The organism is Nodularia sp. UHCC 0506, assembly GCF_034931045.1.
GTDB lineage: Bacteria > Cyanobacteriota > Cyanobacteriia > Cyanobacteriales > Nostocaceae > Nodularia.
Genome location: NZ_JAYGHH010000002.1, coordinates 165969 through 190458 on the forward strand (window position 1 = coordinate 165969; position 24490 = coordinate 190458).

22 protein-coding genes and 1 tRNA gene are annotated in these 24490 nt (G+C 41.4%); 9 read left to right on the plus strand and 14 right to left on the minus strand.

All coding sequences use genetic code 11. From position 1 onward, the window contains the following. Nucleotides 1–18: 18 nt before the first annotated feature. The gene (locus tag VB654_RS02425) at nucleotides 19–462 is read right to left on the minus strand and encodes a cyclic nucleotide-binding domain-containing protein (RefSeq protein WP_323211803.1); all 444 of its coding nucleotides are present in this window, start codon (nucleotides 460–462) and stop codon (nucleotides 19–21) included. A gap of 262 nt (nucleotides 463–724) precedes the next feature. Here VB654_RS02425 and VB654_RS02430 point away from each other — a divergent pair, with 262 nt between their 5' ends. Both VB654_RS02430 and VB654_RS02435 read left to right on the plus strand, forming a co-directional pair. Then, nucleotides 725–3475 carry a cation-transporting P-type ATPase gene (locus tag VB654_RS02430; RefSeq protein WP_323211805.1) on the plus strand — a complete coding sequence of 917 codons (2751 nt, stop codon included), beginning with the start codon at nucleotides 725–727 and terminating at the stop codon, nucleotides 3473–3475. 49 nt (nucleotides 3476–3524) lie between these two features. Further along, the gene (locus VB654_RS02435) at nucleotides 3525–6551 is read left to right on the plus strand and encodes a UPF0182 family protein (protein WP_323211807.1); all 3027 of its coding nucleotides are present in this window, start codon (nucleotides 3525–3527) and stop codon (nucleotides 6549–6551) included. Nucleotides 6552–6932: 381 nt separating this feature from the next. On the opposite strand, the gene VB654_RS02440 is transcribed toward VB654_RS02435, so the two are convergent. The 5 genes from VB654_RS02440 to nuoH form a co-directional block, all read right to left on the minus strand. After that, the gene (locus VB654_RS02440) at nucleotides 6933–7853 is read right to left on the minus strand and encodes an NAD(+) kinase (protein WP_323211809.1); all 921 of its coding nucleotides are present in this window, start codon (nucleotides 7851–7853) and stop codon (nucleotides 6933–6935) included. Nucleotides 7854–7859: 6 nt separating this feature from the next. Next, entirely contained in the window at nucleotides 7860–8165 is a 306-nt protein-coding gene (gene nuoK, locus VB654_RS02445) for an NADH-quinone oxidoreductase subunit NuoK (RefSeq protein ID WP_006199065.1), read from the minus strand. A gap of 82 nt (nucleotides 8166–8247) precedes the next feature. Next, nucleotides 8248–8862, minus strand: a complete 615-nt coding sequence (locus VB654_RS02450; protein ID WP_323211811.1) for an NADH-quinone oxidoreductase subunit J — start codon at nucleotides 8860–8862, stop codon at nucleotides 8248–8250. A 156-nt stretch (nucleotides 8863–9018) separates the two neighbouring features. Next, nucleotides 9019–9612, minus strand: coding sequence for an NAD(P)H-quinone oxidoreductase subunit I (gene ndhI / locus VB654_RS02455; protein WP_323211812.1), 594 nt, complete (start codon nucleotides 9610–9612; stop codon nucleotides 9019–9021). Between the two features lie 86 nt (nucleotides 9613–9698). Beyond that, nucleotides 9699–10817 (minus strand): NADH-quinone oxidoreductase subunit NuoH, encoded by a 1119-nt coding sequence (nuoH, locus tag VB654_RS02460; protein ID WP_323211813.1) that lies wholly within the window; start codon nucleotides 10815–10817, stop codon nucleotides 9699–9701. Nucleotides 10818–11019: 202 nt separating this feature from the next. On the opposite strand from nuoH, the gene VB654_RS02465 reads away from it, so the two are divergent. After that, a complete protein-coding gene (locus tag VB654_RS02465) occupies nucleotides 11020–11247 on the plus strand; it encodes a hypothetical protein (protein WP_323211814.1) in 228 nt (75 codons plus the stop codon). Between the two features lie 38 nt (nucleotides 11248–11285). On the opposite strand, the gene VB654_RS02470 is transcribed toward VB654_RS02465, so the two are convergent. The 8 genes from VB654_RS02470 to VB654_RS02500 all read right to left on the minus strand — a co-directional run bounded on the left by VB654_RS02470 (nucleotide 11286) and on the right by VB654_RS02500 (nucleotide 17419). Further along, entirely contained in the window at nucleotides 11286–12422 is a 1137-nt protein-coding gene (locus VB654_RS02470; protein WP_323211976.1) for a citrate synthase, read from the minus strand. A gap of 136 nt (nucleotides 12423–12558) precedes the next feature. Beyond that, nucleotides 12559–13053: a phosphohistidine phosphatase SixA gene (sixA, locus tag VB654_RS02475; protein WP_323211815.1), complete on the minus strand. Its 495-nt coding sequence runs from the start codon at nucleotides 13051–13053 to the stop codon at nucleotides 12559–12561. Between the two features lie 244 nt (nucleotides 13054–13297). Next, nucleotides 13298–13519: a hypothetical protein gene (locus tag VB654_RS02480; RefSeq protein WP_323211816.1), complete on the minus strand. Its 222-nt coding sequence runs from the start codon at nucleotides 13517–13519 to the stop codon at nucleotides 13298–13300. Nucleotides 13520–13652: 133 nt separating this feature from the next. Beyond that, nucleotides 13653–14021: an HNH endonuclease gene (locus tag VB654_RS25190; RefSeq protein ID WP_416235651.1), complete on the minus strand. Its 369-nt coding sequence runs from the start codon at nucleotides 14019–14021 to the stop codon at nucleotides 13653–13655. Nucleotides 14022–14077: 56 nt separating this feature from the next. Next, the gene (locus VB654_RS02485) at nucleotides 14078–14350 is read right to left on the minus strand and encodes a hypothetical protein (protein WP_323211818.1); all 273 of its coding nucleotides are present in this window, start codon (nucleotides 14348–14350) and stop codon (nucleotides 14078–14080) included. Between the two features lie 285 nt (nucleotides 14351–14635). Then, nucleotides 14636–15922: a bifunctional oligoribonuclease/PAP phosphatase NrnA gene (locus tag VB654_RS02490; RefSeq protein ID WP_323211819.1), complete on the minus strand. Its 1287-nt coding sequence runs from the start codon at nucleotides 15920–15922 to the stop codon at nucleotides 14636–14638. 386 nt (nucleotides 15923–16308) lie between these two features. After that, complete coding sequence (locus VB654_RS02495) at nucleotides 16309–16542, minus strand: hypothetical protein (protein ID WP_323211821.1); 234 nt, start codon at nucleotides 16540–16542, stop codon at nucleotides 16309–16311. A gap of 379 nt (nucleotides 16543–16921) precedes the next feature. Continuing rightward, on the minus strand, nucleotides 16922–17419 hold the full coding sequence (locus VB654_RS02500) for an HNH endonuclease (protein ID WP_089092309.1): 498 nt from the start codon (nucleotides 17417–17419) through the stop codon (nucleotides 16922–16924). A gap of 533 nt (nucleotides 17420–17952) precedes the next feature. Between VB654_RS02500 and alr the strand changes: the two genes are divergently transcribed. From alr to VB654_RS02530, 6 genes are all read left to right on the plus strand, one after another. Continuing rightward, nucleotides 17953–19140 (plus strand): alanine racemase, encoded by a 1188-nt coding sequence (gene alr, locus VB654_RS02505; protein WP_323211822.1) that lies wholly within the window; start codon nucleotides 17953–17955, stop codon nucleotides 19138–19140. A gap of 79 nt (nucleotides 19141–19219) precedes the next feature. Then, nucleotides 19220–19301: transfer RNA gene (locus tag VB654_RS02510), tRNA-Leu, on the plus strand. 833 nt (nucleotides 19302–20134) lie between these two features. Next, nucleotides 20135–21202, plus strand: a complete 1068-nt coding sequence (locus tag VB654_RS02515; protein WP_323211823.1) for a response regulator — start codon at nucleotides 20135–20137, stop codon at nucleotides 21200–21202. Nucleotides 21203–21272: 70 nt separating this feature from the next. Beyond that, nucleotides 21273–21650, plus strand: coding sequence for a response regulator transcription factor (locus VB654_RS02520; RefSeq protein ID WP_323211825.1), 378 nt, complete (start codon nucleotides 21273–21275; stop codon nucleotides 21648–21650). A gap of 4 nt (nucleotides 21651–21654) precedes the next feature. Continuing rightward, nucleotides 21655–22152 carry a chemotaxis protein CheW gene (locus tag VB654_RS02525; protein WP_323211826.1) on the plus strand — a complete coding sequence of 166 codons (498 nt, stop codon included), beginning with the start codon at nucleotides 21655–21657 and terminating at the stop codon, nucleotides 22150–22152. Nucleotides 22153–22280: 128 nt separating this feature from the next. After that, the gene (locus tag VB654_RS02530; RefSeq protein ID WP_323211827.1) at nucleotides 22281–24419 is read left to right on the plus strand and encodes a methyl-accepting chemotaxis protein; all 2139 of its coding nucleotides are present in this window, start codon (nucleotides 22281–22283) and stop codon (nucleotides 24417–24419) included. Nucleotides 24420–24490 lie beyond the last annotated feature (71 nt).

Below are 24490 nucleotides of genomic sequence, written 5' to 3' on the forward strand. Positions count from 1 at the left end.
AGATTTCTTCAGCCAGCCCTAATTACTTACAGAAACAGTCATATTAATATCCTCATTCAGTCTCCGAACCAAACGGGATAACTCACGAATAATATTCACTGCAATTTCGGGAGTTTCCTCAATAGCATCATAAAGCTGCTCTTGGGTCAATTCCAAAAATTCGCAAGGTTCTAGAGTTGTGGCCGAAGCAGAACGGGGTTGAGTATCAAAAACCGCCATTTCACCAAAGTATTTTCCCTGTTCTACCTCTGCAAGTTTTTTATCGCCAATGTGGACTTTAACTTTACCTGACACCACAATATAAAGCGATCGCCCTTCTTCTCCCTGCCTGAAAATAGTATAATTAGCGGGAAATTGTAACTCGTGCATCACTGAAGTCAGCCGTACAATAAAATCATCTCGCAATTCCTTAAAAATTGGCACTCGCCGGACAAATAATAAACGGTCAACGCTACTTAACATAATTAAAACGTTATAAGTTATACAATAAAAATAACAGGAATCATCTCAATCGGGGAAGAAGCTATCGCTTAGGGCAGAAGAAAGGTGAACATAAAAATAGTAATGTACAAAAAAACCCTGCTCACAAAAGTTGCTGACAAATTATTCAAACCACATAACTGGCCAATTGTCAGTATAAGTGATGGACTTCTGAGTGTTGGTATCCCACACTTGATTTCTGCATTCACCAGATTTTGACCACTTTAGTACTTCAGAAAACTTTATGTCTGCAACTGCAATGGGTGGATCACAAGGACATGAATATCACGCCATAGCAGCACAAGAAGCTGCTCAAACTCTCAATAGTAACCCAGAAAAGGGCTTAACACCAGGAGAAGTAAACAAGCGACAGGAAAAATTTGGCAAGAATGAACTCAAGGGTAAAGCCGGAAAACCTGCCTGGTTGAGATTTGTATTACAATTCAATCAAGCTTTACTTTATATTCTACTGGTTGCTGGACTAATTAAAGCCCTATTGGGTCAATGGACAAACGCCGGGGTAATTTGGGGCGTAACCTTGATTAATGCCATTATCGGCTTTGTGCAGGAATCAAAAGCTGAAGGCGCAATTGCTGCTTTAGCCAAAGCCGTAACCACAGAAGCTACAGTCATCCGCAATGGGCAGAAATCCCGCATTCCTTCCTCAGAACTAGTTCCGGGGGATATTGTGCTGCTGACTTCTGGTGACAAGGTTCCGGCTGATTTGCGATTATTCAATTCCCGAAATTTGCAGGTAGATGAGTCAGCTTTGACTGGTGAATCTGTACCTGTGGAAAAATCTACTACAACTCTCACTCCAGATACTCCCTTAGCAGAACGGGTGAACATGGCTTACGCAGGGAGTTTTGTCACCTTTGGACAAGGAAGCGGCATTGTAGTATCCACAGCCAATGCTACAGAAATGGGGCGAATATCCCAATCTCTAGAACAGCAGACTAGCCTCAGTACCCCCCTAACTCGCAAGTTTGACAAATTTAGTCACCAATTGCTCTACATAATTTTGGGACTGGCGGCCATGACTTTTGCCGTGGGTTTAGGACAAGGACAGTCTTGGCCAGCAATGTTTGAAGCGGCTGTGGCTTTAGCTGTGAGTGCGATTCCTGAAGGTTTACCAGCTGTGGTGACGGTCACAATGGCCATTGGGGTGAATCGGATGGCAAGACGACACGCGATTATTCGTAAATTACCAGCTGTGGAAACTTTAGGTGGGGCAACAGTAATTTGTTCTGATAAAACTGGTACTCTGACAGAAAATCAAATGACAGTACAGGGGATTTTTGCTGGAGGCAATAATTTTTCTGTGAGTGGTACAGGTTATAATCCTGATGGGGAGATTCTATTTAACCAGCAACCTGTGGATTTAGAATCAGCCAATTTTCCCGTTCTGAAAGCTTGTTTAATGGCTGGGTTACTTTGTACCGATTCTCATTTAGAAACCAAGAATGGTAATTGGATTGTCGTGGGTGATCCGACTGAAGGCGCTTTAATTGCAGTTGCTAATAAAGCCGGGTGGAATCAGTCCAAGATGGCTGAGTTAATTCCCAGAATCGATGGTATTCCCTTTGAATCTCAATTTCAGTACATGGCGACGCTACATGATAGCCATGACTCGCCAGAACAAGCTGGTGATGGTGGTAAAATTATTTATGTGAAAGGTTCTGTAGAGTCAATATTGAGCCGTTGTCAACAAATGCTCAATGCTAATGCTGAACCAGAACCAATTAACCGAGAATTAATAGAACAACAAGTAGAAGCCTTGGCTACTCAGGGAATGCGGGTATTGGCTTTTGCGAAAAAAGTTGTGCCAGATGAGCAAAATTCGGTAGATCATGAAGACATTGCTACCGGGTTGATGTTCTTAGGTTTACAGGGAATGATTGACCCACCGCGTCCAGAAGTTATTGCGGCGGTGCGTGCCTGTAAAACTGCGGGAATTCAGGTAAAGATGATTACAGGTGATCATGTTACCACAGCTAAGGCGATCGCCGAACGAATTGGGTTAGAAAAAGACGGTAAAGTGCGCGCCTTTGAGGGTAGACAACTCACCGCCATGGATGATAACGAACTCACCCTAGCAGCAGAACATGGTGTAGTATTTGCGAGAGTTGCTCCAGATCAAAAACTGCGCTTAGTAGAATCATTGCAGTCTCAAGGCGAAATTGTCGCTATGACTGGGGATGGGGTCAATGATGCGCCGGCACTCAAACAAGCTGATATTGGCATAGCAATGGGTGGCGCAGGTACAGATGTGGCTAGAGAAGCCTCTGATATGTTGCTCACCGATGATAATTTTGCCTCCATTGAAGCCGCAGTAGAGGAAGGACGCACAGTATATCAGAACTTACGCAAAGCGATCGCCTTTATCTTACCTGTTAACGGTGGCGAATCGATGACAATTCTGATTAGTGCCTTATTAGCCAGAGATTTACCAATTCTATCCCTGCAAGTCCTGTGGTTAAACATGGTTAACTCAGTCACCATGACTGTACCTTTAGCATTTGAACCCAAATCAGACCGAGTAATGCAACGCAAACCCCGCAACCCACGGGAACCATTACTTTCTGGGACATTATTTCAGCGTATAGCCGCAGTTTCTATATTTAACTGGATTCTGATTTTCGGGATGTTTGAATGGGTGCGTCAAGATACAGGTAATATTGACTTGGCGCGAACAATGGCAATTCAAGCTTTAGTCGCTGGGCGAATTGTTTATTTATTGAGCATCAGCCAGTTAGCAAATGTGGTATTCAGCAAATTCAGAGGCCAAGCAGCTAGAATTAATGATGGGAAGGCCATGGCTTTGGGTATAGTCTGCACTGTCTTCTTGCAAATTGTCTTTAGTCAATGGGGTGTGATGAATACTTTGTTCATAACTGCTCCCTTGAATTTAGAACAATGGCTGATTTGTCTGGTTCCTGCTTTACCAATGATTCCTTTGGCTTGGTTTGTCAATCGCATTGACCCTGCGGAATAATTCGTAATTCGTAATTCGTAGTTCGTAATTTGTAATTCCCAAATATGTCATGTTATGGAAATGGTGTTTTAGATTATTCATAATAATACTGGGAGTTTGGCTATTCCTAGATTTGGTTTCTCGTCTGGGAGCAGAAATTTTCTGGTTTCAGAATGTTGGCTATCTGCAAGTGTTTCTGCTGCGGATAATTACCCAAGGTGGTTTGTGGATACTTGTGGCTGGTGTTACGGCTACTTTTCTCCTGGGAAATCTCAGGTTGGCACAACAGCTAAAATATCCTGATTCTTTGAAAATTAAAGAAGTCCGGCGCGAGGAAGCAGGAATTGACAGCGATTTAAAAAACTTTCTCAGTCCTAACTATGCCAGACGCAATGAAATACAGTCACCTAAATCCCGGACTAAACCATTAAGATTATTCTGGTTACTACCCACAGCTTTGATATTCAGCGTATTAGTGGGATTAATGCTGGTTCATTACGGTGAAATAGCCGTTAGTTATTGGCATTCTCCGATGATTAGGACTATTCCACCTGTTCCGCCTTTATTTCGACCTGAGAGAATTTGGCAACTGATGAGCGTGCAAATTGTCTCCCAGGGTTGGTATGTGGCTTTGGTTGCAGGAGTGGCGATCGCTATCATAACTTATCCTGGTTTTTTCTTGAATGCGATCGCACTGGCTTTTAGTGTCCTCTTTGCTTGGATAATATCTCACAACTGGGCTAGGGTACTGCAATATTTTAGCCCCACTACCTTCAACGCTTCTGAACCTTTATTTGGTCTAGATATTAGCTTCTATATATTTTCCCTGCCATTTTGGGAACTGTTAGAACTATGGGGGATGGGATTATTTTTATATGCTTTTATCGCTGTCAGTCTAACTTATCTCCTATCAGCAAATAGTGTCAGTCAGGGAATTTTCCCAGGGTTTTCCTCTCAACAACAGCGACATCTATACGGCTTGTGTGGCTTATTTATGCTGGCTGTCGCCCTGAGTTATTGGCTGAGTCGTTTTGAACTCGTTTATTCTAGACGTGGGGTAACTTACGGTGCTAGTTACACCGATGTCACGGCAGTCTTACCAGTTTATACCATTTTGTCCGTCTTCGCTTTAGTAGTTGCTGTGTACCTGCTCTGGCGGACATTTGCTTGGAAATCCCAATCCCGATATCGCAAATTTATATTTTATGGGTTAGGGCTGTATTTAGTCGTCGTTGTAGCAGCTGATTTTGTCCTCCCGACTGTAGTCCAGTATTTAATTGTTCAGCCCAACGAATTACAACGAGAGCAACCATATATTAAGCGTACCATTGCTTTAACTCGGCAAGCATTTGATTTAGAAGTTATCGATGCTCAAACCTTCAACCCCACAGGAAACTTAACAAAAGCCGATATCCAAAAAAATGATTTAACAATTCGTAATATTCGCCTTTGGGATCAGCAACCTCTCCTAGAAACTAACCGTCAACTACAACAAATTAGACTGTACTATCGGTTCCCTGATGCGGATATTGACCGCTACACACTTTTGAAAGAAGTACCCGCAAAAAAACCCACAGCCACAGAAGAGGTGACAGAAGCGAACCCAGAACAGAATGAAGCCACAGAAAGGCGACAAGTGTTAATTGCTGCCAGGGAATTAGATTATACCGCCGTACCCCAACAAGCTCAAACTTGGGTTAACCGCCATTTAATTTATACTCACGGTTTCGGTTTTACCATGAGTCCAGTAAATACGGTAGGACCAGGAGGGCTACCAGAATATTTTGTCAAAGATATTGCTGGTAACGATGAAAATCCCCTGACCACCTCTAGTGAAGCTATTCGTGATAGCGTTCCCATTGGAGAACCCCGGATTTATTTCGGTGAAATTACTAATACTCATGTCATGACTGGCACAAGAATTAGAGAATTGGATTTTCCTAGTGGTAGTGATAACGTTTACAACATTTATGATGGAGTGGGGGGCATTCGTATTGGTAAAGGGTGGAGAAGGTTACTATTTGCCATGTATTTAAAAGATTGGCAGATGTTATTTACACGGGACTTTTTACCAGATACTCAAGTATTATTTAGACGAAATATTCAGGAACGTATTCAAGCGATCGCACCTTTTCTACAATTCGATAGTGACCCTTATTTAGTCGCCGCCGATGGTAGCCCCGATAATGGTGATGGTGATTTTCCTAGTAATGGCAATTATCTTTACTGGATTGTAGATGCCTATACGACAAGCGATCGCTATCCCTACTCCGACACCACCAGCGACAACATCAACTACATCCGCAACTCAGTCAAAGTAGTTATTGATGCTTACAATGGCACTGTTAATTTTTACATAGCCGATAGCCGTGATCCGATTATTAACACTTGGTCAAAAATATTTCCCCAAACCTTCAAACCTCTCAGTGATTTACCCACTACCCTTCTGAGTCATATTCGTTATCCAGTAGACTACTTCAAAATTCAATCAGAGCGATTGATGACCTACCACATGACAGACCCCCAGGTTTTTTATAACCGGGAAGACCAATGGCAAATACCCAACGAAATCTATGGTAGTGAAGCTCGTCCAGTAGACCCCTATTATTTAATCACCAGCCTCCCCACAGTCCCCTTTGAGGAATTTATCTTACTGTTACCCTACACACCCAGACAACGCTCTAATTTAATTGCTTGGTTAGCAGCACGGTCAGACGGTGAAAATTACGGTAAGCTACTACTCTATGTATTTCCCAAAGAACGCTTAGTTTTCGGACCAGAGCAAATAGAAGCAAGAATCAACCAAGACCCAGTAATTTCTCAGCAAATTTCCCTCTGGAATCGCCAAGGGTCAAGAGCAGTTCAGGGTAATCTGTTGATTATTCCCATCGAACAATCCTTATTGTACGTCGAGCCAATTTATTTAGAAGCCACCCAAAATAGACTACCAACTCTAGTCCGGGTCATCGTGGCCTTTGAAAACCGCATCGTTATGGCCCCAACTCTAGAACAAGCATTAGAGGGAATCTTCCAGCCAGAAGTGACACCAGCCCCAGCCATTATTCGTCCTGTGGAGGAGCCAGCACCCTCTGAATAGTCAGCATTTTTCATTTAGTGACATTTTTAGCCAGTTGTGATGAAGCGATGACTTCGTGCAGCGAATTGACTGGTTCACCCATTTATAGCCGTTCTACAGCACAAAATCAACAACTGGCAGAGGGAGGGAAGTATGGAAAACAAGGCTTAACCCTATACTGCGTACAGTTTTCACCTTCCCGTTATCCCTGTTGATATCTTATTTAAACTGGAATCGCATCATTTGTCATGCCAAAATGCCGAAACTTGAGGTAATGTCTAAACTCCAGATATAAGGCAGAGTGGGGAACTGCTGAGTACTGAAAAACCCCCGAAAATATCCGGGGGCTACTATATTTGACAGACAACTGACAGCAAAAGCACCCGGTAGACACCTAATAAATCAATTACGGTGATTATTACTGTAGCGAACCCTTGTGCCTGCCCAAAGTAGCTTCTCGCGCAGCGTCTGATAATATGAATTGTTCTCTCGTAAAATAATAAACTTCGCCCGACAATCAGCCATCCGCACATCAACCCGATGTCCTGGCCAAATCGACGTAGATAACACCCCATCCATCCACAATTTTGTACTTAAATCATAGTCTCCCAAAGGCCAAATACTGACCACAGAACCAGGAGGTAAAACTAGAGGGCGACTAGAAAGACTCATGGGACAAATGGGAGTGATAGTAACCGCCTCCATACCATCGTGCATAATGGGGCCATTAGCAGAAACTGTATAACCAGTAGAACCTGTGGGAGTGGAAATAATCAAACCATCTCCCACATATTGATCAACTACTTCACTATCAATTTCCATTTCTAGAATTGAAGTAATCATGCGGTCAGCAGAAGCGGGTTTCACACAGAATTCGTTCAAAGCGAGGTAGCGCTCAGTCACAGGTTCCAAATTCGTGCGATTACCCTCATACACTGCCGCTTGTAGCATCATCCGCCTCTGAATTGCATAGCGATCCTCAAATAGCCGATCCCAAACCTTCTCTGTATCTTGGAACTCATCTACTGACTCGGTTAAAAAGCCTAGATGACCCCCAACATTGACACCCAGAATAGGTATACCAGCCGGGGCTAAATGTCTAGCACTGGTTAAAACAGTACCATCACCACCGAGTACCAAAGCCAAATCGATTGGTTGAGTTGCAGAAGCCAAAAACACCGGATAAGGGTTATCTTTCGGCCCACTAGGTCCCATCAATACCTGACAATGGCGGTTTTCTAGTTGTTTAGCACAGAGTTCTGCCCAGCGTTTACTCTGAGAATCTCGTGCTTTATAAGCAATGATTACCTGCTTGAGTTGCACGCAAATTTACCACTTCAGGAGATTAAACTGCTCCATATCGACGGTATCGCGGTTGCGATAAATGGCCAGCACAATGGCTAAACCCACCGCCGCTTCAGCAGCTGCCACAGTAATCACAAAAACGGTGAATACCTGACCCTTAATTAAAGTTGAATCCAGAAAGTTGGAAAATGCCATTAAATTCAGATTAACAGCATTCAGCAGTAACTCAATTGACATCAACACCCGCACGGCATTACGACTAGTAATTAAGCCATAAATGCCAATACAAAACAAAGCTGCTGCTAGTAATAAAAAATACTGGAGTTGCATGGATTCTCGTATCCCTTCTGTTAGCTTGTGTGGCGTAGCCATCAAAAATCTGGCTTTTTACCTGCGATATGATTCGCAAATATTACTCTTTTGTTTCGCTGCCCGCCGATACCAAGTCTCTAGGGCGTTCAGGCAAAGTCAAAACTGTTTGTGGTAACTGTGAGGGTGTTGGTTGTTCAGGCAAATACTCACGACGTGCCAAAATAATCGCTCCCACCATCGCTATCAGCAACAAAATTGACGCTAATTCAAAAGGCAATAAAAAATCAGTGAAGAAATGCTCACCAATCGCAACTATAGAACTTTCAGGAACCACCGCACCAGGTTTTGAGTATGCCCAAGGAGTTCCCAATACCATCACACTCAGCAGGCCAAATAATCCCAAACTGACTAACCCTGTAAGGACTTTCCGCAACCCAGCACTAGGAAATGGGGCGAAATCTTCCCGCTTGTTCACCAACATAATGGCAAACAAAATTAACACGTTAACCGCCCCCACATAAACCAAGACTTGTGCTGCTGCTACAAAGTCACCATTCAGCAACAGGTAAATTCCCGCCATGCTGATAAACACGCCTCCCAGCATAAAGGCAGAGTAGACAACGTTAGAGAACAGCACTACACCTAAAGCTGCCCCAATCATCATCACACCCAATATGCCTAACGCAATAAACTGTACTCCTTCGGCTAGATTCACTTTTTCCGATCCTTTTTGATTTCCAATAAATCGTAACTGGTAATCGTGATGACCGATTACCCACTAGCACCGCAAGGCGGAAGTCAAAAGTCAAAAGTCAAAAGTTTAGATAGTCGGCTTTTGATTGATTTGAAGTCTAAATTCCGCGTAGCGGCGCTAGGCATTCGTTTTTTCTGTTTGTTCTACCAGGTCTTCTGGACGAGAACCAGCACGAGGTGCATCAGCAGGCAGGTCGTGAGGTTCCATGACACCCTTGGGCAAGTAAGCTAGTTCGCGCAATGGTGTAACCATAGGGTCATTTGTGACTTTGTAAGGCAGACGACCTAGAGCTACGTTGTCATAGTTCAATTCATGGCGGTCATAAGTGGATAGCTCATACTCTTCTGTCATGGATAGACAGTTAGTTGGGCAGTATTCCACACAATTACCGCAGAAGATACAAACTCCAAAGTCAATGCTGTAGTGTTTGAGTTTTTTCTTTTTGTTGGCTTTCTCAAATTCCCAATCCACTACAGGCAGATTGATCGGACAAACCCGAACACAAACTTCACAGGCGATACATTTATCAAACTCAAAGTGAATCCTGCCGCGAAACCGTTCGCCAGGAATCAGTTTTTCGTAAGGGTACTGTACGGTGACTGGGCGACGCTGCATATGGTCGAAAGTTACAGCTAACCCTTGACCAATGTAACGCCCGGCTTGTACTGCTTCTTTGGCATAATCACCAACTTGTTTGAGGAACTTTAGCATTTTTAGTGTTTTTCTCTCTCTTTTCAATTCTGGATCTGGGATTTTAGATTTGAGATCGAATCTGAAATCTAAAATCTCAACTTGGTCTATCCACCAAAGGCAAAGGGAAAGGCAAGTTTCAGTGCTGCGGTTACTAGAAGGTTAACCAAAGCCAGTGGCAACAAAAACTTCCATCCTAAATCTAGCAATTGGTCAATCCGCACCCGTGGTACTGTCCAACGCAACAAGATGGCGATAAATACTAGCAAATAGGCTTTAATTAGGGTCATGACAATACCCAAAGAAGCTGTTGCTACTTGTAACACTGGATTGAATTCACTAACTCCCAGCCAATTCGCTATGACATTAACGGGAATGGGAAAGTCCCAACCACCCAAGTATAAAACTGCTACGAGTAAAGCAGAAAGCACTAGATTTACGTAGGAACTAAGGTAAAACAGCGCGAATTTCATGCCGGAATATTCGGTCTGATAACCAGCTACGATTTCTTCTTCTGCTTCGGGGAGGTCAAAGGGTAGGCGTTCGCATTCAGCCAGGGCTGCTATCCAAAAAATTAGAAACCCTACTGGTTGCCGCCAAATGTTCCAGCCAAGGATACCATAGCCAGATTGCTGGTTAACAATATCAATGGTGCTGAGACTGTTAGACATCATGACGACGGCCAGTACGCTCAACGATAGGGGAATTTCGTAGCTAATAGACTGAGCAGCAGCCCGTAATCCTCCTATGAGGGAATACTTGTTATTTGATGCGTAACCAGCCATTAACAACCCAATGGGGGCAATGCTAGAAAACGCAATCCATAAGAAAATTCCCATGCCTACATTGGTAATGACAATATTCTGTCCAAAGGGGACGATTAAATAGGACAGGAATACTGGCAGTACGACTAAAATAGGGCCGATGGTAAATAGCCAAGGGTCAGCTTTAGCTGGTACGATGTCTTCTTTAAATACCAGTTTGAGTCCATCGGCTACCGGGGCTAGTAAGCCAAAAGGGCCAATAAATTCTGGCCCAATGCGCTGCTGTACTGATGCCGAAATCTTTCGCTCTAACCAAACACAGACTAGTACCCCCACTGTTGCTCCAATCAGCATCAGTATCATTGGCAAGGGCATCCAAATGGCTTTGGCTGTCCCTGCTGGTATCCCTAAATCCATGACGGATTTAATAAACGTTCCTTGGAGGTCAATTCCTGAATTCATGTTTCTGCTCTTTAAGTCAACTGAAGTATGAAGTGTGAAGTTATAAAGTATAAAATTCGGCTCCTTCATCCTTCATCCTTTTATGCTTTGATGAAGACGCTTGATAGCTTGCGTGGCATAGACATAGATTTTTGCCAATTCCCATGCCTAGTATATCGTCCAATGGTTTTCAGCCCTTGAAGCTATACAAGAACTTCTGCTTATGGTCAGGATTGGGATTTCTTTTGGTTGGCGAGAAGAGGATGTAGAGGCGGGTTTACCAATATCCCCATTCATGATGAATGATATCTGTGATAGCTTGCGTGGCGTAGCCATACCCGCCCCTACTCATGCCAACTACTGCCCGTCCTTAGTAATTAGCGGGCATATTGGCCTCTTCCTTCTTTCCCCAAGTAAAACCTCTGCCGACCTGGTGGCAACAGTTATCTAGTTAATAACTGGGTATGAGTGTGACTAATAATCCAATAGTTAACGTTGATCCATTGGGATATAAGAAACCTCATGCTTACCGTTGTAAATCTGGGTGGGTCGGAAGATGCGGTTTTCTGCCAGTTGTTCTTTCCAGTGCGCTAACCAACCTGCAACACGGGCGATCGCAAATATTGGTGTAAATAGGTCTGTGGGAATTCCCATTTTCCTGTACACTAAACCTGAATAAAAGTCAACATTTGGATACACCCCTTTGCCCGGAAGTTTTTCTGCTACTACCTGTTCCATTTCTAGGGCAATGTCATAGTACTTATCATGCCCAAACTTGGCAAACAATTGCTCTGCCAGGTTTTGTAAGACCGTAGCTCGTGGATCTTTGACTTTATAAACGCGGTGTCCAAAGCCCATGATCTTGGCTTTGCGTTGCAGCAGTTTGTCTACATAGGGACGCACATTTTCAACTGTGCCAATTTCTTCTAACATCTGAATCACTTCTTCATTGGCTCCACCGTGCAGGGGACCGCCCAGGGTTCCTACAGCACTGGCAACCACAGCGTAGGGGTCAGTTAAGGTAGAAGCTGTTACCCTAGCACTGAATGTAGAGGCATTCATTGTATGCTCGACGTGAAGAATCAAGCAGATGTCGAAAATCTTGGCCGCCAAAGGATCTGGTTCTTTCTCGTTGAGCATATAGAGAAAGTTGGCGGCGTAGTCTAAGTCATCACGAGGCTTTACAGGGTCGTTGCCTTTTCGCATTAACTGGAATGCCGCTACCATTGTGGGAATAGTTGCTAATAAGCGCACCACGGCATCCCGAATGTAGGCGGGATTGTGTAAGTCCCGGCGGGAATAAAATAAGCCTAAAGCCGCAGCTGAGGCTTGCAGAGCATCCATCGGGTGACCGCTTTCTGGAAAGCATTTCATCATGTCCCGAATGCGGTATTTGATTCGCCTGTGGTAGCGAACCTCATACTCAAACGCTTCTAATTCTTCTTGACTTGGCAGTTCACCCCAGATTAAGAGATAAGCAGTTTCCAGAAATGAACTTTTTTCTGCTAGTTCCTCAACCCGGATGCCACGATATTCTAGAATTCCCTTTTGCCCATCAACATGACTAATACTCGATTGGGCGGCGGGAATACCTTCTAAACCAGGCTTGTATTCGCACACCATCATGGCAACACCATTTGCTTGTTGAAATATCTGATTGTGCAAGGCACACGCTCCGCGAACACACTAACTTACCAGAAATTCTTGTCGCTATAACAGTAGCCGATGTCACAACACTTTTCCAAAAAATGTTAAAAAGCTGTTACAGCAGGTACTTGGGTGGTGTCAACCAAAACATTTGACTACGACCCAGAGGTGAACCTATTTCTGGTAGTTTTATCCCGATCATACCTGTTTTTTTCAAGACTAAACTGTTTTTGGCTTCCCCCCAAAGCAGAATTTCTGCCCAATTGCTCAGACAAGGTTCATGTCCTACCAAGGCTATTTGGGTTTTTTGTGTATATTTTCTGGGTTCTAACCAGTAATTGAGCCAACTAGATATATGACCATTAGGGGCAAGATGGGGCGATTCTTCCCATTGGGTACTAAGTCCAGTTGTTACGAAGATTTCGGCTGTTTGGCGGGCGCGGACTAAGGGACTGGTGAGAATTACCTCAAATTGCAAACCCAACTTTTTAATTTTATGGGCAACTTTTTCGGTTTTTTGTCGTCCTTCTTTAGTAAGCGATCGCTCTTCGTCTTTCATGTCTGGTCGCTTCTCTTCGGCGATACCATGACGAATTAAGTATAATTCCATATTTTTTTGAATGCTGTTATGAATATGGTAATAGGTTTAAATTTTCAATAAACCTGTAATCCCTTTGATTTTTACTGATAAACGGGTAATTCCACACGATTACTGTAGCTGCTATCAGACTATCAGCAAGCCATGACTCAGCCGATAAGACCGCAATAAATTAACTGCTGTGTCTGATACAGCCTGGTCAATCTTCATGATTTCAAAATACTTGAGGAAACTTTCTAGTGTTTGTAGTTCTGTTTTATTCTCGAATACCACGCACCCAAGCAGTGCTACCAGTTAAATCTTGGCGATCGCTCCACATCCCAATGAAACTATGATTAATAAAATTATCGTCTGATGACTGCGAAGCAGGTTCAACTACTGCATATCTTTGTCGCAAGAAAGCAATAAAGTCTATGACTTGGCGCTGTGCTTCAGCAGGAAGGGATAAAAACTCATTCAACAATTCTGGCTGTAACATTTTTATACATCGCAAAAAGAAGAACTAATACACATTTTAACGTTATATCTAAAATCACATTTATAGTTCAAAGATAAAATTGTAGTTAATTACACTAGTGCTAATCCAACCTACGGCTGTACTCAAGATATTTTCACCATTTACACTGCTCAAACCTCTGTTTCAAAAACTGTTGATTAGGAAGATAAATGTCATCTTTTGGGACTCGTAACTTTTTCCCCTCAATTGTCCGATACTCAGTTTTTTTGAGAATAGGGGAAATATGCACTTTCATGGTTTGTGGATTGATGGCAATCAGGTTTAAATCAAATAAGTTATGTAAGTCAGCACGTAATAATAAACCATTTGACGGATGATTATTTTCCGTTTCAATTGAATCTATTTTGATATAAACGTAAAAACATCCATCATTATCGTATATGTATGCTGTACTTAAATTTGAATATTTGTATTTGTCTAAAAGTTTGAGTTGCTGATTTTCTGGTGCAGGAATAACATACAGCGCTTCCGGCTATTATGCAATACAGTTTTCTCCTTGTCCCTCTCCTATCATAGCTTTCAGCTTTGGGGATGTACCTCATAGCTGCCGGAAGTGCTGTAACCAGCAGCAATAAAGCCAGTGGGTTCATTTCCCATATTTCCGGTTCGCTTAAAGTAGGCTCTATCTCCAACTTCTATAAATTTAGAATTTCCACAACTCCACGCAGTTTCAAAGTAACTTCCTAATGAAATTTCTTGATTTATTAGGCTAGGAAGTTCTCTATTTTTAAGTGTTACTTTTCCAGTGTAATAATCTGCTTCACCATTGCAAAGAAAAACTATAGTTTGCATCTATAATAAAAACGACTAAATAATACACTATAATACTATCCATTTAAATTACAGAAACCAAGCGTATATTTGCTTAAGCTGGATATGACAGCGTGTTTTCTCCGCAATTAAAATCTAGATACTGCTTTTTAGTTAAGAATTTATTGCCAAACTATGAATTTTTTAGCTCAAAGCTCAGTTCACCAGTAGGGGTTGACAAATGTTAAACCCCTACTGAATAAATATTGTCTTCAGGTTCGTTTTAACGGATTTTGCCTAGAATTCTTGACACTCAGAATACAACGTCTACTCAGACTGAATGGGGTTATCTTTAGGATTTACCAACTTGAGTAGCTTTTGCTTGATTTGAGAATCATAGACTTCCCATTTCATTTTTGCATAGGTGGAGTTTTCGTTACTACCAGACAAGAAACCCATCGGAATTTCAAAGCCTCCTGCGCCTGTCCGTCCACCACCAAAAAATCGCCCTGTGTTATCTTGTCCAAAGGCTTCTTTAATAAACTCATCTGGGTCAAGGGTGAGTTTAGCGGTTCTGAGGGAGCCAATGACTACTTCTAGCTCGTCTTCGTCGTGAACAATACCGTAAACTACTGCTGTATGCACGTTTTCTTCTGTCACTAGAAAATCGGCTGCTTGGGGAATAGCATCTCGGTCTTCGTAACGGAGATAACCAACGCCAGCAATGGAAAAGTTATTCTGCACGATGCGGTTTTTTAGCGATCGCTCGATCACATCCATTACCCGCTTAGAACGATTTGCCTGTAAAATGGCATTCAGCAGTTGAGCATCATAAAATCGGCTCAGATATGCTGCGGCCATGAAATCTTCTTCTTGGGCTTGCATCAAACGATTGGTATCTGACCGCAACCCGTGCATCAAAGCAGTAGCGCATTTGACGTGTTGGCTGATACTGCTATCTAAGGCTAGTAAACCCGATTGCAGATACTGGGTGAAAATTGTTGAAGTGGCTCGCACATCAGGACGAACGTCAACAAATTCTGACTTGTGTTCCGCCTGTAAAGTATGATGGTCAATGACGGCAATTATGGGGATTCCTGCTTGTTGTATTGCTGTCATTAATTGACTTGTGGTTCCCTGGTTATCAATTAAGATGCAACCTTGGTAAGAAGACAAATCTTTAGTTTTGAGGACTTGTGATGTCCATCGCTGGGCGGGTAATCCAGTCAGTTTCACTAAAGCAATATTTTCTTGATGACTCAGTGTACCAGCATAAATAATTTCGCATTTGATATCATATTGCTGCACAATTAACTGGTAAGTCCAAGCGCAAGACAAAGCATCAGGGTCGGGGAAATCTTGGAGAATTACCAGATGTCGCTCATGTCTGTGTGCTAACAACGTCTTTTGCAATTCTTCAGATTTTTGGAAAGCCACGGAATTTCCCCGTTGACCTAAATATTTACCATTCTTGCCTGCTCCATTGGATGATGGCAATGATGGCCGGGAGAGTGTAACTTCCACTACTTCTTTATCTATCTCAGCATCCTCTGGGCTAGGTTCTGTGGTTAATAAAAAACTTTCTGATTGCTTTAAGGAAGAATTCAATTGCATAGGGGACATCTTGATAAGTGCGAGCCTCCATTGATTTGTAAAAAATTAATACAACCAATACTGGACTGATTTTGAGACATATCCTGATCTTCGCAAAAATCTAGCATTATTGTCATACTTATATAGGTGTAATTTCTGTCAATCATATTATTGGGCAATCTGTTAAAATCTCCGAAATTGCCTGTAAAAAATGAAGACAAAAATTTTTAGTTTCAAATATGACTTTTAACTAAAGTTTCTGGGTATTCTTAACAATCAGAAGGGTTTTTGAGCATATTCCTGTTTTCGCGGGAATATTTCCCACTGACTTTGTTATTTTACAATATTGTGGGTTAGGATAGAAGGCTTGTATTGCTATAATACTCAACTAGATACCACAAAGCATCCTAGTACAACATGGCGTAAATCAGTAGACTATTCAAAATCCATGCAAAGCCTAGAGGATAAGATTTTTGGCTTTTGACTGTGCGACGGTAGCTGTACTGTAGGGCAAATTTATTTAGGGCTTGCTGAATAAATATAAAACCCAGATAAATGGAAGGTTTGAGGCTGATAAACCCGAAAGTAGGTGCAATGTTTTTGCAGGGTGTGCCATCAAAAGTGTGAGTTTTGGGTTGCATAAATTCGGAAAATTTGGGGATGACAGATAGCTGAAATTGTTCCTTGTTCCCTACGTCCACGACAAAACTTTGATACCTAACGGCACGCTACGCGAACAGCAAACCCTATTTAAGTAGAGCAGCAGGAATAATTCAAGGTTTGTAGTCAGGACTTTAGTCCTGATTTGAGGGCTGAAGCCCTCACTACGAAACAATCTCAATATTTTTTACATTACTTAATGTACTTTGATTTATTCTCGCCCACTTACTTAAACCAAAGATTTACTTTCACAATCAATATCATCTCTGGCTGATGTCGGCTTATGTGAAACCGCGCGAAAATGTGACACCTATCACCGGTGATGATTTCTTTGGCTTTGATAAAGTTATGCTTTCAGCGTCACAAACCGATCACATATTTTTGCCACTCGTTATGCAGTCCACTTTTTAGGTGTTTGCTCACCTCAAAATAAAGGCTACTATAAGGCTGGCGTGGAGGATGACGTAAAGGCATATGGGCTTCGTAGGGTGTGCGGTTCCCTTTTTTGACATTGCAACGGACGCAAGCCGTAACAATATTTTCCCAAGTATCACCTCCTCGGCGCGATCGCGGTATAACATGGTCTAATGTCAACTCATCCCCGGTATAACCGCAGTATTGACAAGAGTGGCTGTCACGGTGCAAGATATTTCGGCGAGTGAGAGGAATTTCTTTGTACGGTACGCGCACATAATGACGCAACCGGATTACAGTCGGTAACGGAAAATCTGAATAGAGAAATTTGCCGTTATGCTCTATGCGTTCTGCTTTGCCTTTAATGAGCAGAATCGCAGCACGCCGCCAACTAGTGATGTTTAGCGGTTCGTAAGACGCGTTTAGGACTAAAACCTTCCCCATTGGTTAGCGCTCGAGGTTATTAGTTTTACATATTTTAACACTAATCTACTCTTATGGGGAGATGAAATTAATTTATACTTTCGTCACAATTTGTTGACAGGATCAAGATTTCCCCAAAAATTAATTTTTCACCTCTGCGTTTGCTGTTTGTCGGATTGCTTATCCTTTAGCGCATCATCAGCAACAACGAAATGATTGTATTTAGCATTTTAGCAGTGGGATTACAACATAGGCACTAAAATTTTCAACATCATTGTTGTATTCACTTGTGCGGAATAAAAATATTATGTGTTGAAAAAAAACGGCAATAAAGAAGATTTGAGGGTTGACTATGGATTTAGAATTTGTTAGAATTAACTTGATAAGGAAGAACTATTTAAAATCAAACTATCAGAGATATTATTAAGCATCTTGTCTTAACTCCCGGATCAACGGTAAAGTTTCCTGTTAAATTGATATGGCTTTGAGGCCAGCAAACCAGAATAATTAAAGAATCTGGAAGCTTTGCATTGGTGTGATAGGAGTAAAGTGGAATGTTAAGCCGTAACCAAACCCCTAGTTTTGCGGATAATCAAGAGCGTGAAACCTATACTTGGTTCTCGCAACGGGCTTGGGTAGAAATTGATTTAGGGGCTTTAGCGCATAATGTCCAGCAATTAGTACAGTTTGTATCGCCATGTACCCAGTTAATGGCAGTGGTTAAAGCTGATGCATACGGACATGGAGCGGTGACAGTGGCTCAAACAGCAATACAATCGGGGGCGGGTTGGCTAGGAGTGGCAACAGTTCCAGAGGGTATTCAATTACGGGAGGCTGGCATCAAAGCTCCTATTTTGATTTTAGGTGCAACCTACACACCAGAGCAAATTCAGGCGATCGCTCACTGGAAACTCCAAGCAACTCTGTGCAGTCCCAAACAAGCTTTCATTTTTTCCAATACTTTAGAAACTATCAATCATGGTTCTCCCCTACCCGTACACATTAAGTTAGACACAGGAATGTCTCGGTTGGGAACGAACTGGGAAGACGCTGTGGAGTTTGTGCAGTTAGTCCAAAATTTATCTCATCTTGAAATTGCCAGCATTTATTCCCACTTGGCAACAGCAGATGACCTGGATACCACCTTCATGCAAGAACAGCATAGACGATTTGAGCAGGCGATCGCACAAATTAAAAACACGGGCATCAATCCACCATGCTTGCATTTAGCCAACTCCGCCGCCATTCTCACCAATCGCGCCTTACATTACGACATTGTGCGCGCTGGTTTAGCTATTTACGGACTTTATCCAGCAACTCATTTACAAGATACAATTAACCTCAAGCCTGTTTTACAACTGAAGACGCGAGTTACTCAAGTCAAAACCATAGCCCCTGGCACTGGGGTGAGTTACGGTCAACAATTTATTGCACCCCAAGAAATGCGCCTGGCTGTAGTTGGTATTGGTTACGCTGATGGGGTTCCGCGTAATCTTTCCCAGAAAATGCAAGTTTTAATTCGTGGTCAGCGCGTGCCACAAGTTGGAACAATTACAATGGATCAGTTGATGCTGGATGTTAGTGCTATTCCAGATTTACAAGAAGGGGAAATAGTCACCCTATTGGGAGAACAAGACAGAGAACAGATATCAGCTAACGATTGGGCAGAACAATTAAATACAATTTCTTGGGAAATTCTCTGCGGCTTTAAGCATCGTTTGCCTCGTGTGGCAGTAATGTAGGTGAATTGGGTATGGGGAAATTTATTTTTCCCTTTCCTATTCCCATAGAATATTTTCTGTGTTATTATTGGGAACTGATGCGGATGTGGCGAAATTGGCAGACGCGCTAGATTTAGGTTCTAGTTCCGAAAGGAGTGAAGGTTCAAGTCCTTTCATCCGCACTTCTAAAATTATGATTGACCTCCAGGAAACAACGGCTGGGGGTTCGGGAAACACCATAAAATAAATTATTCCATCTCGTGGGATGGCAATATTTTTATAGGTATCAAGTTTAAAAAAATATAGGTTGGGTTGAACAAAGTGTTAGCGTAGTTTGCCGTAGACATAACTCAACAAAACCAATGATTGCTGGCCTTCACTGCGTTACAGTAGCAATGAAAATTGAGCATCTGTGAAGCAATGTAAAATACAATCATATAATTGCTTAGTCAGGGTTTGAGCCTCTATTTGTCAAGGCGTGCTGGTATGGCTGCGCCGTGTAGTGTCTCTAATGGAGGACTAAAGTCCTCACTACAAGCTTTTAATTATTTACCCGTTTCTACTTGGATGCAATCGCAGCTTTAGAAAATTTTGCCAATATTTAACCTGATTATTTAATATCACATCCAAAAATGGGCATCATATACATAATTACACTCAAACGAAGTTAAGGTAAGTCCTATGGTTAATTTATCTAAATGTTCCTTAATTTCACTTAATCAATCCTCTCAGATTTGCCCAGACTATCACATTTAAGTATAAATACATACAAAAATTCAGTTAATTTTTGTCAATTTAGCAGTATTATTTACTTGGTCATCACTTAAAAGTAAAATTACTTCAACTTACTAATTCACAAGATTTGATCATCAAAAAAACCCTGTTGTAATTGAGTTTAACCACAAATCCCGTCGTGAAAGTTTTGTATTTGATACTACAACAAGCTATAAATTAAAATTTGTTGGGAAATGTGGCGCAGCTACTGTATAAATTTAGCTGAAGAAATAAAAGCAAAATGAGCACGACTCCTCTAAGTGGCTACTGGTTACCCCAGAAACTACATCCATTATCTCTATTAGCACAACTAACTAGCCGCCATGCTACTGGTTGCTTACGCGTATTTACTCAAACAACTTCTTGGTTAATTAATATAGAGGACGGTAAACTAACTTATGCCTCTTATTCCGATAGACTGTTTGAGCGTATTGATCATCAGTTACAACGCTTGAATCAAGAAATTCCCACTCTAAACAGCGCTACTCGCGTACAAATGCGGCTGATGTTTGAACCGAAAAATGAACATCAGTCGATGCCTTATGCAGATTATCAGGCAATTTGCTGGTTAGTGAATCAGGAACATATCACCCCCAAGCAAGCCGAAACCCTGATATATGAATTAGCAAAAGAAGTCCTAGAAACATTTCTGGTCTTAAAAGAAGGGAATTATGAATTTTCTCCTGAAAGTTCCTGGGATGAATTACCCAAATTCTGCCATTTAGACTTGCGGCTATTAGTTGAATACTGTCAAAAGCAGTTACGAAATCGGCCAAATATCCAATCACCAGGGAACACAGGTCGGACATCTCCGGTTTCGCCTTCCACAAAGTCGCCTCAAACTCAGCCCAAATTCCCCAATGGGCAACAAATTTCTCACTCAAAGAATTTGGCAACTGGTGAAAACAGCAATCAAAAAAATTCTCAGCCGTCCGGCAAAAAAAGTTTATATACAATTGCCTGTATTGATGATAGTCAAACAGTACTGAATTCCATTAAACTTTTTTTAGACGGCAATACATTTTCAGTTGTGACAATCAATGATCCTGTCAAGGCATTAATGCAAATTCTACGTAGTAAACCAGACCTAATTTTACTAGATGTGGAAATGCCCAATTTAGACGGCTATGAATTGTGTTCTTTATTACGAAGGCATTCAGCCTTTAAAAATATCCCCATTATTATGGTGACAGGTAGAACAGGATTTATCGACAGAGCTAAAGCCAAAATGGTCAGGGCATCCGGGTATTTAACTAAACCTTTTACACAACCAGATTTATTAAAAATGGTGTTTAAATACCTTGATTAGATAAATCACTTCCAGCCGCAAGAACAACAAGCCTATTAATATATAGTTTATGTTTTCAGGAGATTACAGTATGAATCTTACCTTGGTTGGCAAAATTTTGATTGTAGAAGACTCACCCAGTGAATTGGAATTGATGAGCTATTATCTCAAGGATAGTGGTTGTCATGTCATTAAAGCTGCTAGTGGAAAAGAAGCTCTAGAAAAAGTTTTATCAGAACAACCAGACGCAATTGTTACTGATGTAGTCATGCCGGGAATGAGTGGATTTGAATTGTGCCGTTCCCTCAAAAAAAATCCGATAACCCAAAAATTACCCATAGTGATTTGTAGTTCTAAAAATCAAGAAATTGATAGATTATGGGCAATGAAACAAGGTGCTGATGTCTACTTAACTAAGCCTTATACACGCGAACAGCTATTGCGTGCTATTAAATCAGTGGTGCTTTAAAACCATGAATAATTCTAGGATATTAGTTGATAAAGAAGGGACTCCAAATAATTTGGGAAATAGCTATCTCAAGTTTAAATTAAACCAACAGACGACTGCAATTGTATCAATGAATTATACTCAAGAAGCAGTGAGTTTGCCAGTTGAGTCTATTACTTCCATGCCAAATATGCTACCTTGCATACTAGGTTTAATGAATTGGCGGAGTCGCATAATTTGGGCGATTGACCTACCCAAAATGCTGAATTTAGAATCTTTAGACCAGAGATTAAAGCAATATAATATTATTGTGATTAAGGTAGAATCACTGCTTTTAGGCTTAATTGTCCACGAAATTAAAGGGATAACTAAATTTATATCTGATGATATCCAATCCCCGGTGGGACAAGTCGCATCTAGTTTAGTACCTTATTTACGTGGCTGTGTTGTCCAAGAAGCAGAAACATTACTCGTTTTAGATGCACAGTTTATTATGAATTCTCCGATTTTGGTTGGTGATTAAATGCTACTAAAAATCAGATTAAATCAAATTCCAGAATATTGAATCAAACTGGCATAGCGAAGAGTAGTGAACCTCAAAAACGGGTATTTTTTATTGCATCCTCAAAAATTACTGCTAGTCAAGTAAAAATGCCAAGTAAGTATAATATAGAAACAGCTAACAATTATCATCGGAATTATGTGGTGGGATATATTCAACGACTCAGTTTAGGAACGCAAGCGGCAATTGTAGCGATCGCCATGACTAGTTTACCAGCATTGGGCATCGGTGCGATCGCTTATGGTTTGGCGCAAAAATCGACCACGAAACAAATTAAGCAATCTCACACAGCGACAGCTACCAGATTAACAGATCAAATTAACCGCTTGATGTTGGCGCGATATGAAGATATTCAAATCATCTCTAAATCACCATTTTTTACAAATCCGACTACAAATACAAATACTTCCGACCAGCAAGCTTTTTTAAATAGCTTTGTCAATACCCGTAAAGCTTATAACAGTATTGCCATCTTTGATACTGCCCAAAATTTAATTGTCCAATCAACAGGCGCACCTGTAAATAATCCCCAGGACACTCAAAAATTTGCGGAAATTCTCCAAAAAAACGCGCCTGTAATTAGTCAGCCAGAAAAATCAGTGCTTAATATTACTGCACCCATTAAAGATGCAGCTACAGGTCAAACTATAGCTGTAGTTAGCGCTAATATGCCTGTACAATCTTTAGCAGAGGTAACTCAGAATGGCAGTCAATATTATTTGTTAGACAGTTCAGGAATAGTTGTTTTTAGTCCAGAAACAGAATTATTAGGTGCAGAATATCCCGGTTTAAATAATCTCAGCACAGGCAATCAAGGAGATATTTTCACAGCAATTCGCACGACTAATGAAAAGCCAGAGTTAATCAGTTATATTCCCTCTGGAACATTGGAGGGTTTACCTAATTTAAATTGGCAATTGCTTTTAACTACGGACACAGCTATTGCTTTTGCACCCCAAAAACAACTATTAAAAACAATAGCTATCAGCACAATACTATTAGCATTAGTTGCCAGTGCGATCGCAGTTTGGATAACCAAGAGTAGTACACGACCAATTTTAAACGCAGCTGCCGCTTTATCAAAACTGGCTCAAGGGGAACTCGATACCCGTTGGGAAACAGCAAAGTCAGGTGAATTAGAAATTATCAGTGACAATTTCAATCAAATAGCCGTTCAATTACAAGTTTTAACTAAACAACAAATAGTTAAAAATCCTGGGGAAGCAGATTCTGGAGAAACACTGCAAATGCAGCTTTTAGAACTACTTAGTCAGGTAGAAGATGCTGCTAGAGGTAACTTAACAGTACGTGCAGATGTGACGGCTGGGGAAATTGGCACTGTAGCCGACTTTTTTAATTCCATAGTGGAAAGTCTCAGAGATATTGTCACTCAAGTTAAACAAGCTGCGACCCAAGTCAATAGCGCCATTGGTGCTAACAAAACAGCAATTAACCAACTAGCGGAGGACGCAATTACCCAAGTATCTGAAATTAACCGCACCCTGGACGCTGTTGACCAAATGACTGATTTTATGAAAAGCGTCGCTGAAAACGCCCAAAAAGCGGCAATTATTGCCAATGATGCTGCCCACACAGCTACAAAAAGTGGACAAGCTATGGATTTGACAGTGCAGAATATTCTGGGTTTACGGGAAACCGTAGATGAAACAGCGAAGAAAGTCAAACGGCTAGGAGAATCTTCTCAACAAATTTCTCATGTAGTGTCCTTAATTAATCAAATTGCCACCCAAACAAACTTACTCGCCATTAACGCCGGTATTGAAGCCGCCCGCGCCGGTGAGGAAGGAGAAGGCTTTGCCGTGGTTGCTGAAGAAGTGGGAGAATTAGCTATCCGTAGTGCCTCAGCTACCCAAGAAATTGAGCAAATTGTCGAGAATATTCAACGGGAAACCAGCGAAGTAGTACAAGCTATGGAAATAGGAACTTCTCAAGTAGTAGAAGGTACTGAAATTGTTGAAGAGGCGAAGCAAAGTCTAAATCAAATTTTGGACGTATCGCAACAAATAAATTTTTTAGTCCAGTCAATTTCCACTGCAACTGCATCTCAGTTACAAACATCCCAAGCCGTTAGTGAATTAATGCAAGATATTGCTGCTATTTCACAACGTACCAGTGATTCTTCATCTATGGTGTCTGAATCTCTGCATCAAACTGTGGAGATTTCTCAGCAGTTACAAGAAACTATGGAAACCTTCAAGGTTAGTTAAGCAAATTATGCCTAAGTAGGTAGGAAAATACTTAACTAATGACCAATAACTAATAACTAATGATTAAATAA